Genomic DNA, 14,348 nt, shown 5'->3' with positions numbered 1-14,348 from the left:
ATGAGCTTAAACGTAGACAGAAAGCAATATGCCAATATATTAGGTCCTACAGCCGGAGATAAAATCAGACTGGGAGACACTGAAATTATTATTGAAATCGAAAAAGATTTCACCCATTACGGAGACGAAGCTGTTTTCGGAGGAGGTAAAACCGTACGCGACGGTATGGGACAGAATGTGACAGCAAAAAGAGACGAAGGAGTTCTTGACCTTTGTATAACAGGAGCTGTAATTATTGATCACTGGGGAATTGTAAAAGGAGATATCGGGATCAAAGACGGTAAGATCGTAGGAATCGGAAAAGCAGGTAACCCTGATACGATGGATGGTGTAAGTCCTAATATGATTATCGGAGCATCTACAGAAGTTCATGGCGGAAAAGGCTACATCGTCACTGCCGGAGGTATTGATACTCACATTCACTATATCTGTCCGCAACAGATCGAAACTTCATTATATAGTGGAATCACCACAATGATCGGTGGAGGGACAGGTCCAAATGACGGAACAAATGCTACGACGGTAACTCCGGGAAGATTCAACATGCAGAAAATGCTTGAGGCAGCAGAAGAATACCCAATGAACCTTGGATTCTTCGGAAAAGGAAACTGTTCTGCAGAAGAGCCTATCGAAGAACAGGTGGAAGCTGGAGCTTTAGGAGTAAAGATCCACGAAGACTGGGGGGCCACTCCTGCAACCATTGATGCTGCCCTAAAAGTAGCGGATAAATATGACGTTCAGGTAGCCATCCACACGGATACATTAAATGAAGGAGGTTTCTTAGAAGATACGATGAGAGCGATCAACGGTAGAGTAATCCACACTTTCCACACGGAAGGAGCAGGTGGAGGTCACGCCCCGGATATCATCAAAGCAGCAATGTATCCGAACGTATTACCCGCGTCTACCAATCCTACACGTCCTTACACGGTAAATACGATCGATGAGCATTTGGACATGCTGATGGTTTGCCATCACTTAAGTAAAAACATTCCTGAAGATGTAGCATTCGCGGACTCACGTATCCGTCCTGAAACAATTGCTGCTGAGGATATTCTTCACGATATGGGAGTTTTCAGTATCATGAGTTCCGATTCTCAGGCGATGGGAAGACCGGGAGAAGTGATTACAAGAACATGGCAGACGGCAAGTAAAATGAAAGAGCAGAGAGGTGATCTGGCTGAAGATAAAGATAGCGGCAATGATAACTACCGTGCTAAAAGATATGTAGCGAAATATACCATCAATCCTGCAATTGCACATGGTATTTCAGAATATGTAGGATCTCTTGAAGAAGGAAAATTAGCAGATTTAGTGATCTGGAAACCTGCATTATTTGGAGTGAAACCTGAAATGATCGTAAAAGGAGGCTTTGTAATCGCCGCTAAAATGGGAGATCCGAATGCTTCTATTCCAACACCACAGCCGATTATTTACAGAAATATGTTCGGTGCTCACGGGAAGGCTAAATATGGTATTTGTGCCAACTTTGTATCTCAGATCTCTATCGATAACGGAACTATCGCTTCTTACGGACTGGAGAAAATGATCCTTCCGGTGAAAAACTGTAGAAATATTGGCAAAAAAGACCTTATTCACAATGATAAGACGCCTCTCATTGAAGTGAACCCTGAAAACTATAAAGTAACGGTAGATGGTGAATATATCACTTGTGAACCGGCAGAAACACTTCCTTTAACACAGTTGTATTACCTGTTCTAAGATAAACTTTACAAACCTTATAGGTCTCAACAGCCTATAAGGTTTATTTAAAAACTGAAAAAGTTTATTCGATAGAATTTAAAATAATTATAGAACTACGTTTAGAATGAAATATTTAAATAAAACAGTTTTTTCTCTTGCTGTAGCCGGAATTTCTCTTCTTTCGGGAAATCTAAGCGCTCAGTTTCTGGGTGGGCACAGGATTAAAAGTGATGAAGACGGACCGAAAGGACAATTCATGGTATATGGTTCGTTGGATTACTCTAAAGTGACTACTCCGTCAACCAGTAGCAGCACCGTTTCAAGTGCACCACTGGGAGTGGGATACTTCATCAACAATAATGACCTTATCGGAGTTAATTATGCTTACTCACAGAATTCTGTTGATCATAATGTCGTATACAAACAGAATGAAGCAGGAATCTGGTATAGCCCTTCTGTAATGCTAGGAAAATACTTTGTACTGATTGGCCAGGTGGATGCCCATTATGTGTGGGGACAGCAGGTGGGAGGTATGGCAGGAGCAGGAATGGAAAACTTTAACGGATACCGTCTTCGTGCTTATCCTCTGATCGGAATTTTATTAGGTGGGGGCTGGGCTCTGAAATTTAAATTCGCCGAGCTTTCAATGCTTCAGACCAAAACAAAAGAAGAAGGCTGGACGAAAAGTTATGTAGCAGGAATCAGTGGCTCAACATTCGGGGTAGGAATCTCCAAAAACTTTGACTTCAGAAAAAAATCGGCAAAAAATGATAATTAATCACACCATAGGCAATCTGACCGAAACCCCTACGGAAAAAACTATAGATTACCTTGATCTGGAATGGTTTGAAACTACAAAAAGGATTCAGCGTAAAAAAACCAGACAGGGAGTAGATGTGGCCATTAAGTTTCTTAGAGAAGGGCAACGCCTTCGTGAAGGAGATATTCTTTTCGAAGATGCAGAAAAAGTGATTGCCGTCAATGTTGTGGAAACAGAAGCTATTGTAATGGCACCGGCTTCACTGTTGGAAATGGGAACGGTATGCTACGAAATCGGAAACAAACATATCCCGCTTTTTATTCAGGAGGATAAAGTCTTGTTACCTTTTGAAATGCCGATGTTCAGATGGCTGGAAGCAAGCGGTTTCAAACCGGAAAAACAATCGGTGAAATTACTGAATCTTCTTAAATCTAATGTAGAACCTCACGGACACGGAAGTCTTGGCTCAACAATTTTTAATAAAATCTTAAAAATGGCTGCTCCAAAAGATGAATAATATGAATATAAACTTTTTATCCGGACTGCTTCACCTTGCAGATCCTACACTTCCCATCGGCGGTTATACGCATTCTAACGGATTGGAAACTTATGTACAGGAAAAAATTGTCCATAATGTAGACACCGCAAAAGAGTTTGTACAGAATATGCTTCAGTATAACCTTAAATTCAATGACGGATCTTTTGTGAAACTAGCTTACGAAGCTGCAGAAAATGGGGATTTACAGCAACTATTGAAGCTTGATAATGAATGCAACGCTGTAAAATGCCCTAAAGAAATCCGTCAGGCCAGTCAGAAGCTGGGTCTCAGACTCATTAAAATATTTAAAAGAAGGGAAAGCTTTCCTTTCATGGAAGCATTTGAAAAAGCCATTCAGAATAAGGAGGCTAATTCTCATTACTGTATTGTGTTTGGAGTGTATGCTTACTTAATGAAAATCCCTTTATACGAAGCATTGCTGGGATTTTACTATACTTCCGTTGCAGGAATGATTACTAATGCAGTAAAACTGGTTCCTCTTGGTCAGCTCGACGGGCAGGATATCCTGTTCTATTTGTATCCGGTAATGGAAAAAACAGTTCATGAAACGATAGAACTGGACAGAGATCTTGTGGGACTTTGTAATACAGCCTTCGATATCAGATGTATGCAGCATGAAAGGCTTTATTCCAGACTCTATATGTCGTAGAAAGGAGAATAGGCAAAGCAGGCAAAATGACTGAAGATGTCTTTGCTGAGTAAAACGTCCCTGCGGCCATAAATAAATATTCTCATCAATAAAAAATCTTAGCGCTATAGGCGTTAAAAAAAAATAAAAACAAAGTAAAAATTTAAAAAAAATGGAAAATAGAAAATACATAAAAGTAGGAGTGGCAGGACCGGTAGGTTCAGGTAAAACTGCATTATTGGAACGTTTAAGCAGAAAATTATTCGGAAAATATGATCTTGGAGTAATTACCAATGATATTTATACCAAAGAAGACGCGGAATTTATGGCTAAAAACAGCCTTCTTCCTCACGACAGAATTATCGGTGTAGAAACAGGGGGGTGCCCTCACACTGCGATTCGTGAAGATGCAAGTATGAATCTTGAAGCGGTGGATGAGCTTGCTGCACGTTTTCCGGATATCGAACTGGTGCTTATCGAAAGTGGAGGTGACAATCTTTCCGCAACTTTCAGCCCGGACCTTGCAGACGTTACCATTTTTATCATTGATGTTGCTGAAGGTGAAAAAATCCCTAGAAAAGGAGGACCTGGTATTACCAGATCAGATTTACTGATCATCAATAAAATAGACCTTGCCCCACACGTAGGAGCCAGCCTTGAAGTTATGGAGAATGATGCAAGAAGAATGAGAAAAGGAAATCCTTTTGTATTCACCAACCTTAAAACAGATGAAGGGTTGGATAAAGTAATCGGATGGATTAAAAAATATGCTCTTTTAGAAGAAATTGAAGAACCGAACCTAGTAAGATAGATGAATAGTCGTTTAAATATTATCGCAGGATTCAAGGGAGGAGAATCATATGTGAAAGATCTTTATGTCTCTCTTCCTTTCAGAGTGGTTTCTGTAGGACAGCGAAAAAGTGACAAAAAGCTCTATCAGATGGTGATGAGCTCCTCTCCGGGAATTCTGGACGGTGACCATTATCATCTGGATGTCGCTCTTGAACAAGGAGCCTCTCTTCAGCTGCAGTCACAATCTTATCAGAGACTGTTCAATATGAAGGACAAGGCCGTTCAGGAACTGAATGTAAAGATGGAAGACAAAACCTCTTTTGCCTATGTTCCGCATCCTATTGTTCCTCATGAGGATTCCAATTTCAAAAGTAAAGCCAATATTCATATCGGTAAAGACAGTCAGATTATCATCAGTGAGATCATTACCTGTGGAAGAAAGCATTATGGAGAAGTTTTTAAACTGAAACGGTTCCAGAATCTTATGGAAATCTATCATGACAACAAATTGATTGTGAAGGATAATGTGGTGATTGAACCGGGAATGATTCCGATCAGCAGTATTGGAAATCTGGAGCAGTATACCCATCAGGGAACCTTAATCTTTTACAGTACAAAGGAGAATGTAGATAAAAACGGGTTGATTGAAGAGATTGTTGAAGCAGCAGCCCGACACCATGAAGATATGGAAGTAGGAGTGTCTGCAATGGAAGATAATGGATTTGTAGTAAGAGCTTTGGGACATGGAGGAGAGTTGATGTACAATTTCTTTGTATACGTTCAGGAAATCCTTTGGTCACTTGAGTAAGAAATCCTTGGGTAGGTAAAAAAATTAAATTAAAAAATGGATAGTACAGTTTGGGCACTTCTTTTGAGTGCCGTTTCAATAAGTTTTATACATACAGCTTCAGGGCCGGATCATTATCTGCCGTTTATTGTCATCTCCAAATCCAAAAGATGGAGCGGGATGAAAACAGCAGTACTTACCGTAGTCTGTGGATTAGGGCATGTGTTGAGTTCCTTAATTTTAGGTTTTATCGGAGTATTTCTAGGATGGCAGCTCAATAAAATTTCCTGGTTTCAGGACATCAGAGGAAACTTTTCAGGATGGGCATTGTTGATTTTCGGAGGAGTGTACTTAGTATATGGCCTGATTCAGGCGATCAGAAATAAACCTCATAAGCATTTTGATGTAATGGGAGATGATGTATATGTGTATGAGCACAACCATAGCGAAATGGTAATGCCTCAGAAAAGAATAAAAGTGACCCCGCTTGTACTTTTTATGATCTTCGTAATGGGGCCAAGTGAGCCTTTAATTCCTCTATTATTCTATTCCGGAGTAAAACATTCAATGTCTGAAATTGCAGTTCTGGTAACTTCATTCACGGCTACTACCGTATTAACCATGCTTGGAATGGTTCTTTTGGGACGTTATGGCTATTCAACTTTATTTAATACGGATAAACTTGAAAGATATATGGGGGTAGTCAGTGGTGCAGTAGTAACTGTATGTGGAATCGGAATGGTTTTTCTGGGATGGTAACGGGATACAGGTTTCCGGGTTTAGGGGTAAAGAGAATTGCTCAATCTGGAAACACATCTCATTCGTATAACAAGTCTATAGACTAACCTCTAATATCTAATTTCTCTTTTTTACATTAATACAATTAAAAAAACTATGGACGAATTTTTCAAAAAAATCCCTTTTATCGATAATGTTTTAAAAGGAATCGGGCAGATTATGCTTCAGGAAAACAGATGGACCGGGCTTTTGTTTCTTATAGGTATCTTTATGGGAAGCTGGCAATGCGGAGTGGCGGTACTGCTTTCAACTGCAGCCGGAACTTTTACTGCCATGAAACTTAAATACAACAGATCTGAAATTAATGCCGGACTATATGGCTTCAGTGCAGCCCTTGTAGGAGTAGCATTGTCTTTCTTATTTGAAACAGGCCTGTTGATCTGGGTGCTTATCATATTAGGCGGAGCATTGGCAGCAGTTGTTCAGCATTTTTTTATCCAAAAGAAAATTCCGGTATTTACATTTCCATTTATTGTCATTACATGGATATTGGTATTTGCATTACATCATTTTACCCATATTCCGCCATCAGCTATGTTGAGTGCTGAGGTGGTATCTACAAAATATGATGATTTCCTTACCTGTACCAATGGTTTTGGTGAGGTAATATTCCAGGGGGGAGTACTTTCAGGAATAATTTTCTTTCTTGCTGTATTCATCAGTTCACCGGTGGCAGCTTTATATGGGCTTGCTGCATCCATCCTTGGGGCGGGATTATCACAATTTAATGGTGAACCTGTAAAAGAAATCCACATGGGATTATTCGGTTTTAATGCCGTTCTTTCAGCCATTGTATTTTCAGGAGTTAAAAAAACTGATGGACTTTGGGTGCTTATCGCTGTTTTTTTAACCATCGTTATCGATGATTTCCTGGTTGATAACCATTATCTGGATGCAGTAGGCGGGGTATTTACTTTCCCGTTTGTAGCCGGAACTTGGGCTACCCTTTTAATTCAGAAAGCATTTCTTAAAGCAAAAGGATAAACATTCAACGTTTAAGGGTTAAAATTCTGGAGACGACTGATATTTCACTTATTCTCTTATCTATAACCTCTAATTTCTAATCATTAATACATTGTACATTTCTATAAATGACAATACCTATTCTATAAAAAAAATAAAAATGAAGATAACTAAAATAGCCGCTGTCTTTCTGGTTATGGCTTTCAGTGGAAAAATAATGGCACAGGAAGCAGAAAAGAAGTTGCTAATAAAAGATGCTGATGATAAATTTCCTATTGCAGATGCTTTGGTAAAATACGACCACGGAAACAGCCATACGCATACAGGTACAGACGGTACTTTTGCTATTCCTGTTAAATCTTTACCCGATACACTGGTGATCAGTCATCAGGGATATGATGAAGTAAAATGGGTAGTTACCAATGATGAAGATAAAAACAAAGTTATTTTTTTACAACATAAGCCGTTTCAGATTTCAGAAGTAGCGATCAATCACAGTGCATTCTTATCCGCCATTACAAAGGTTGATCTGAATAAATTTCCGGTAAATTCTGCACAGGATCTGTTGAGAAAAGTTCCTGGATTATTTATTGCACAACATGCGGGCGGAGGAAAGGCTGAACAGCTTTTTTTAAGAGGATTTGATGCTGATCATGGTACCGATGTAAGCGTCAATGTGGACGGAATGCCGGTAAACATTGTGTCCCATGCGCATGGACAGGGATATTCAGATCTGCATTTTGTAATTCCGGAAACCGTTAATAATATCGATTTCGGAAAAGGAGCTTATTATATGGACCGCGGAGATTTCGATACCGCCGGATATGTAGATTTTCAGACCTATAACGGCCTTAAGAACAGTATGATTAAACTGGAAGGTGGTTCTTTTAATTCAAAAAGAGTATTGGGAATGTTTAATATTCTGCATGATGATCTGGGAAGAAAAAATGCATATGTAGCTGCAGAATATAATTATACAGATGGGCCTTTTGATGTAAAACAGAACTTTAACAGAGTCAATATCTTTGGGAAGTATAATCAGTGGCTTACAGATAATGATTATTTTAATATTCAGTTTTCAACATTCAACTCCTCCTGGAATGCTTCCGGTCAGATTCCTGAGCGTGCTGTGGATGAAGGTATTATCAGCAGATGGGGAAGTATAGATCCTACTGAGGGCGGAAAAACATCCAGAACCAATTTGCAGATGAATTTTAAGCATATCATTTCTCCTTCTGAGCAGATTGATGCGATGGCTTTTTATTCAAAGTATAATTTTAACCTGTTTTCTGATTTTACTTTTTACCTGAAAGATAAAGACCATGGTGATGAAATTCAGCAGACGGACGGCAGAAATATTTACGGGGCTGAAGTAAAATATACCAAAAGTTTTTCCTTTGCCAACAGCTCACTCAACTGGATCTCAGGAATCGGGTTGAGAAATGATGATATTAATACCTTACAGCTTAACCACGTTTACCACAGAGATTTATTGCTGGACAGATTATCAGATGTCACAGGAACCGAGACCAATCTTCATGCGTATTCAGGTTTAGTATGGAAAATAGGAAAATGGACGATTAACCCCGCATTGAGAGTAGATCATTTTATTTTTAATATGCATGATTTACTGGACGTGGAACAATTACCGTCAGGACAGTCAAAGGAAGCAACAAGACTGAGTCCTAAGCTGAACTTTTCTTATGCCCAGAACGATAATGTTATGTGGTTTCTGAAAATGGGTATGGGATTCCATTCCAATGATTTGAGAGTAGTGGTACCTAATAAAAATCAGAACACCCTTCCATATTCTATCGGCGGAGATTTCGGACTGAGACTGCATCCTTTCAAATCACTGATTATTACTCCTGCAGTATGGTACATGGATCTGCAGCAGGAATTTGTATACGTGGGAGATGATGCCGTAGTAGAACCTTCAGGGAAATCAAGACGCTTCGGAGCTGATCTCGGTATCCGTTTCCAGCCGTTGGAAAATTTTTATCTGAATGCTGATATCAATTATTCTCACGCCAGATTTGTGGATGAAGAAAAAGGACAGGATTATGTGCCTCTTGCTCCGGTAGTTACCAGTACCGGATCTGTGAACTGGGATTTCCTTAACGGTTTCTCATTAGGACTTCAGTATCGCTATCTCGGAGCGAGACCAGCAGTAGAAGATAACAGCATCAGAACAAAAGCTTATTTCGTGAATGATCTGGTATTATCTTATAATCGTCAGAAATGGGGGGCTAATATTCAGGTCAATAACCTTTTCAATGTAAAATGGAACGAAGCTCAGTTTGCAACTGAAACCCAATTGAAAGGGGAAGCCGATCCTATTACTGATCTTACTTACACACCGGGAACTCCTTTAGGACTAAGAGTGGGAGTGTATTATAAGTTCTGATACAAAGTAAAATGTCCGATGTCTGATATCAGTTGTTAAATTTCAGACATCGGACAAAAAAAATCTTATTATTTAATTTCAGCATTAAATTTGTAATAATTAATAAATCATGGAAGTATTATCCAATTTTCAATATAAAAAACTTTTTCTTCCGAATATTACGGAAAAAATATTGGCCAATAATGCGGATATACAGCTTTATCGGATAGAAAATTATCTTAAAGGAATCCTGATGCCGGTGATTCCTTACCGTACCACTTTTAACTTTATTATTTTCGTTACCAATGGTCACATCAAACAATATCTTGAAAATAAAGAATATCATGCTGAAAAAGGAGGTGTAATTTTTATTAAACAAGGCACAATAACGGCAACTGTGGAATTGTCCGACGATATTGAAGGTTTTTTTCTGGCCTATGAGAATAATATCCTCTCCGAACAGGAATTACCAAAGCATAAAAGCAGTATCTTTTTCATGACCCCGTTCCTGAATCTGGATAGCCTGACGTACGGAACCATTACCCAGCTTCTTCCGATTATGGAACAGGAACTTTGGCTGAATAATCTTAACATCAATGATGTCGTAGTGACCATGCTTCATCTTATCCTCATTAAAATGCTGAGCACGGATTCTGATACCCATCACAAATCAGCAACACGTCCTATGGAGCTTTCCCTTCAGTTCAGAGACTTATTGTTCAAGTATCATGTAGGAGAAAAAAGAGTAGCCTTCTATGCTGATAAATTGTCTGTGACTGAGAGTTATTTGAATAAATGTGTAAAAGGAGTGACTCAGAAATCTCCGAAGCAATGGATCAATGAAATTGATATCAATTACAGTAAAGCACTGCTTCATTCAAGTAAAGATATTGCTGAAATAGCATATGAACTGAATTTTCATACGGCATCCCATTTTACACAGCTTTTCAAAAAAATAGCAGGAATTACACCTAAAGAATACAGAACGCAGTTCTTAAGTAACAGAGTAACAGGATAGGTTGAAGAAGTTGAAAGTAAAAGATAATATATAGAAAAAGATGGCCAGCCGGTACTTCCTGTTTCCTGCCTCCAACTTCAAAAGCCCTACATCTTTTCCTTTTCCAGAATTTTGAGGACAAGTTTTTCTTCTTTTGTCAGACCGGCTTTACCGTCATTTTCCTCAATAATATCCAGTTCATCAAGGTATTTCTTAATGGTATTGTTTTCATAAAGATTGATGACTAAAGGATGTACATAATATTTTCTGCATACCGCGATCGTATTTCCAAGATGTTCCGCAACGATTTCCAGTGCTTTTTTTACTTTCTCTTTATATTGGGTATTATTTTCTGCATACCCTATTTCTCTGAAAGCAATCAGTGCACTCACCGTTCCGGACCATGTTCTGAAATCCTTTGCCGTAAAATCTTCCCCGCTTATTTCTTTGATATACTCATTCACCATTCCCGAGTCAACCGAATGTCGGTTTCCTTCATCATCAAAATACTGAAACAATTCTTTTCCGGGAATATCTTTGCATTTCTGAACCAGTCTTGCCAGTTTTTTACTTCTGAGATCCACATGGTGCATGACCCCTTTCTTTCCTTTAAATGAAAAAGTGATTTTTTGCCCTTTTACTTCTACATGTTTATCTTTTAAAGTGGTTAACCCGAAAGAACCATATAATTTTTCGTAAACGTTATTACCAATACGGATATTGGTTCTCTGCATCAGACTGACGATCAGGGCCAGTATTTTGCGTTTTTCAAAATTTCTCAGTGCCAGATCCTGTTCCACATGCAGCCGGATGTCCGGTAATGTATATCCGAACTGAAGCATTCTGTAAAATTTTGTGTGATTTCTTAAAGCATTCCAAAGCGGATGATAACGGTATTGTTTTCTTTTTTTAGCATCAAAACCTGTCGCCTGAAGATGCCCGTTTTCCAACGCACAAATCCATACGTTTTCCCAAGCCGGAGGAATCACCAGTTTGTTGATTCTTGTGATCTCATCCTTGTCCCTGATTTTTTCTCCGTCTTTATAATAGAAATATTTCTTTCCGTTCTTTTTACGGATAATTCCGGCCGTTTCTGCATCGGTGGTATATACGAGATGTACCGCCTTTGCAGAAGCTTCCGGGTCCTTCATGATTTTAACAATCTTTGATGGCCTTAGATGAGAAATGATCTCTAAATCTGTATTCTTCTCCATAAAGCATGGTTAAGAGTTTTTACCCTTCGAAAAAATCAGTAAAAGAATCACTACTATTACACAGACTAAGAAAATTCCCCACCACATTCCGGCTTTAAAAATTGTTCCTACTGCTTCACAACTTATTAGTGTTAATAAACTTAATATCGTTATACTGTAAAAGCTCCACTTTTTCATAGGTATATATTTTTAGATGAGTGTTAGATTCTGAGCCGGTCTGCTCTCCAGTTTTTAATCGACCGCTTAATTTCATTTCCCGAAATATTTTCATGAAGAGCTTTGTACAAAAGTTCTTTGAATTCATCATCATAAGCAAATCTTAATGCCGCAATCTGGTCAAATCGCAATTGCTCTGCCACTTCATCGGATCTTTTATTAAAAATCTCAAAATAGCGCTGTTTAAATTCAAGAATGACCATTCGGTTCTGGAGGCCTAATGCATAATGCTGTCTGGTCATCAGTGCCAGATAAAAAAGTAAAAAAATAACAATCGAAAATAATATCCAGATCAGTTGATGATCAGAATCATTCCCTATTTTATAAATCCCGAAAATTTCCAGCAGAATCAATAGCGGAAGAAATATAAAATGATGAGGCGGATAAAACTTTCTGTGGTTATTGTAATTTTGCTCTTTCATATTTGTAGAGTGTAGCAATAATCCTTCCATAATTTATAATATTAATAACAAATTGCATTTTTGAGGTATTAAAATAATTTATTTTGCTAAATATGTTGATGTTTTTTATTTTTTGTAGATCCTGAAAAATAGAGTTTACCGTTGAATTATCAGTTCCATCAATTTTTCCGGTAGATGGTTTCCATTAAAAAATCCTTAACTTTGAACTTCAATTTTAGAAATGGAAAATTCAGTTCAAGACACTACCGTTCAAAAACCAAAATGGATCCGCGTAAAACTTCCTACTGGAAAGAACTACCGCGAGCTCAGAACTTTGGTTGATAAATATAAATTAAACACCATTTGCCAAAGCGGAAGCTGCCCGAATATGGGAGAATGCTGGGGAGAAGGTACAGCTACTTTCATGATTTTGGGAAATATCTGTACAAGAAGCTGCGGATTTTGTGGGGTAAAAACAGGAAAACCACTGGATGTAAACTGGGATGAACCTGAAAAAGTAGCCCGTTCTATTAAATTAATGAAAATCAAACATGCGGTTCTTACCTCTGTAGACCGTGATGATCTGAAAGATATGGGATCTATTCTTTGGGGAGAAACCGTAAACGCTGTAAGAAGAATTTCTCCGGGAACTACCATGGAAACATTGATTCCGGATTTCCAGGGAATCACAAAACATCTGGACAGATTAGTAGACGTTGCTCCTGAAGTAATCTCTCATAATATGGAAACCGTAAAACGTTTAACCAGAGAAGTGAGAATTCAGGCAAAATACGAAAGAAGCCTTGATGTATTAAGATATCTGAAAGAAGCAGGACAAAGAAGAACTAAAACCGGGGTAATGCTTGGCTTGGGAGAGACGAAAGATGAGGTGTTCCAGACTATTGAAGATATCAGAAATGCTAATGTAGATGTCATTACATTGGGACAGTATCTTCAGCCAACTAAAAAACATCTTCCTGTAAAAAAATTCATTACTCCTGAAGAATTTGATGAGTTTGGAGATTTTGCAAGAAGTTTAGGATTCAGACACGTTGAGAGCTCACCATTGGTGAGAAGCTCTTACCATGCAGAAAAACATATTCACTAAAAATTAAAGCCGTTCAGTAATGAACGGTTTTTTTTATACTCTAAGTAGTATAGAGGAGGGGGGCTGTCTTATTTTCCCTTCGAGGGATTACGACCCGACCATAGGCCGTTAAAAATCTTTGTTACAGCCTGATTCTCTCTTGATCACACCAATCCGCCCGTTAATCTCAATGGGCCTGAAATGTTTTTTCTTAAATTCAGAAGGGGTTTCTCCTGTATGCTGTTTAAATAATTTATTGAAATAAGAAAGACTTTCAAAACCAACCTGAAAACAAACCTCAGTCACGGAATAATCTTTCAGCAGAAATATTTTAGCCTGATTAATCCTGTAATTATTGACAAAATCTGTGAAAGTCATATTCGTCTGCTTTTTAAAATAACGACAGAAAGCAGGCGTACTTAAACTTACAATTTTTGCAATTTCATTGACATTTGGTTTTTTATCATGATTTTCATGGATGTAATCATAAATAGTTCCCATCCGTATTTTATCATTTAAGAACCATTTGATCCTGGTATCTTCTTTATTAAGCTCTTTCACTTCGGAAGAATCCGCGAGAATCCGCAGAATAGCAATAAGTCCCATTAATGAGCTAAAGGAATCTTTATCCTTCATGGCATGAAGCCTTTCTACAACAGTTTTTTTAGTTTCACCGGAAAAAGACAGTCCCAGATAAGACCGTTCCAGTAAATTTTTAATATTTTCAAACTCAGGAACGGATAAAAGAATATCCTGCAGAAAATTTTCCCGCATTTGCAGTACCAGCTGTTTGCATTCTGTCTGAATCCCATAATCGAAATTCAGATGAGGTACATTGGACCCGATCAGCAAGAGGTCACTTTCTGTGAAACCTGAAATATCCTTTCCAACATGCCGGATTCCGTTGACAGCTTCCACATATACAAGCTCTATTTCAGGATGATAATGCCAGAAAAAGCAGTTTTTTAAAGAAGGTGCAAAAAGCTTGAAGGATTTCCCTTTTTCAAACGTTATAATTTCTTTCTGGATTTTCATTTTGTTCTGATTTGATTATTT

The 14,348-nt window shown here is 38.3% G+C and carries 14 protein-coding genes; 11 read left to right on the top strand and 3 right to left on the bottom strand.

From position 1 onward, the window contains the following. From ureC to JO178_RS05120, 10 genes are all read left to right on the top strand, one after another. Nucleotides 1-1,722, top strand: a complete 1,722-nt coding sequence (gene ureC / locus JO178_RS05165) for an urease subunit alpha (RefSeq protein WP_291932706.1) — start codon at nucleotides 1-3, stop codon at nucleotides 1,720-1,722. Nucleotides 1,723-1,828: 106 nt separating this feature from the next. After that, on the top strand, nucleotides 1,829-2,482 hold the full coding sequence (locus JO178_RS05160) for a hypothetical protein (RefSeq protein ID WP_291932703.1): 654 nt from the start codon (nucleotides 1,829-1,831) through the stop codon (nucleotides 2,480-2,482). Then, the gene (gene ureE, locus JO178_RS05155) at nucleotides 2,472-2,981 is read left to right on the top strand and encodes an urease accessory protein UreE (protein ID WP_291932700.1); all 510 of its coding nucleotides are present in this window, start codon (nucleotides 2,472-2,474) and stop codon (nucleotides 2,979-2,981) included. Before JO178_RS05160 ends, ureE begins: the two co-directional genes overlap by 11 nt. A 1-nt stretch (nucleotide 2,982) precedes the next feature. Beyond that, complete coding sequence (locus JO178_RS05150; RefSeq protein WP_291932697.1) at nucleotides 2,983-3,672, top strand: urease accessory protein UreF; 690 nt, start codon at nucleotides 2,983-2,985, stop codon at nucleotides 3,670-3,672. Nucleotides 3,673-3,823: 151 nt separating this feature from the next. Then, on the top strand, nucleotides 3,824-4,462 hold the full coding sequence (gene ureG, locus JO178_RS05145; protein ID WP_103290289.1) for an urease accessory protein UreG: 639 nt from the start codon (nucleotides 3,824-3,826) through the stop codon (nucleotides 4,460-4,462). Continuing rightward, nucleotides 4,463-5,251: an urease accessory protein UreD gene (locus JO178_RS05140; protein WP_291932684.1), complete on the top strand. Its 789-nt coding sequence runs from the start codon at nucleotides 4,463-4,465 to the stop codon at nucleotides 5,249-5,251. It abuts the gene before it with no gap. A 36-nt stretch (nucleotides 5,252-5,287) separates the two neighbouring features. Continuing rightward, the gene (locus JO178_RS05135; protein WP_291932681.1) at nucleotides 5,288-5,989 is read left to right on the top strand and encodes a hypothetical protein; all 702 of its coding nucleotides are present in this window, start codon (nucleotides 5,288-5,290) and stop codon (nucleotides 5,987-5,989) included. A 135-nt stretch (nucleotides 5,990-6,124) separates the two neighbouring features. Further along, nucleotides 6,125-7,012 carry an urea transporter gene (locus JO178_RS05130; protein ID WP_291932678.1) on the top strand — a complete coding sequence of 296 codons (888 nt, stop codon included), beginning with the start codon at nucleotides 6,125-6,127 and terminating at the stop codon, nucleotides 7,010-7,012. A 139-nt stretch (nucleotides 7,013-7,151) separates the two neighbouring features. After that, on the top strand, nucleotides 7,152-9,398 hold the full coding sequence (locus JO178_RS05125; RefSeq protein WP_291932675.1) for a TonB-dependent receptor plug domain-containing protein: 2,247 nt from the start codon (nucleotides 7,152-7,154) through the stop codon (nucleotides 9,396-9,398). A 109-nt stretch (nucleotides 9,399-9,507) separates the two neighbouring features. Beyond that, the gene (locus JO178_RS05120) at nucleotides 9,508-10,395 is read left to right on the top strand and encodes a helix-turn-helix domain-containing protein (RefSeq protein ID WP_291932672.1); all 888 of its coding nucleotides are present in this window, start codon (nucleotides 9,508-9,510) and stop codon (nucleotides 10,393-10,395) included. An 86-nt stretch (nucleotides 10,396-10,481) separates the two neighbouring features. Here the strand turns inward: JO178_RS05120 and JO178_RS05115 are convergent, their stop codons facing one another. Both JO178_RS05115 and JO178_RS05110 read right to left on the bottom strand, forming a co-directional pair. Then, nucleotides 10,482-11,588: a DNA topoisomerase IB gene (locus JO178_RS05115; protein WP_291932669.1), complete on the bottom strand. Its 1,107-nt coding sequence runs from the start codon at nucleotides 11,586-11,588 to the stop codon at nucleotides 10,482-10,484. A gap of 200 nt (nucleotides 11,589-11,788) precedes the next feature. Beyond that, nucleotides 11,789-12,256, bottom strand: a complete 468-nt coding sequence (locus tag JO178_RS05110) for a DUF6526 family protein (protein ID WP_291932666.1) — start codon at nucleotides 12,254-12,256, stop codon at nucleotides 11,789-11,791. Nucleotides 12,257-12,446: 190 nt separating this feature from the next. Here JO178_RS05110 and lipA point away from each other — a divergent pair, with 190 nt between their 5' ends. After that, nucleotides 12,447-13,313: a lipoyl synthase gene (gene lipA / locus JO178_RS05105; protein ID WP_291932663.1), complete on the top strand. Its 867-nt coding sequence runs from the start codon at nucleotides 12,447-12,449 to the stop codon at nucleotides 13,311-13,313. A 108-nt stretch (nucleotides 13,314-13,421) separates the two neighbouring features. Here the strand turns inward: lipA and JO178_RS05100 are convergent, their stop codons facing one another. Beyond that, nucleotides 13,422-14,327, bottom strand: coding sequence for an AraC family transcriptional regulator (locus JO178_RS05100; RefSeq protein ID WP_291932659.1), 906 nt, complete (start codon nucleotides 14,325-14,327; stop codon nucleotides 13,422-13,424). Nucleotides 14,328-14,348 lie beyond the last annotated feature (21 nt).

The organism is Chryseobacterium sp., assembly GCF_019236175.1.
Lineage (GTDB): Bacteria > Bacteroidota > Bacteroidia > Flavobacteriales > Weeksellaceae > Chryseobacterium.
This window is presented reverse-complemented; position numbering and strand designations above follow the sequence as displayed.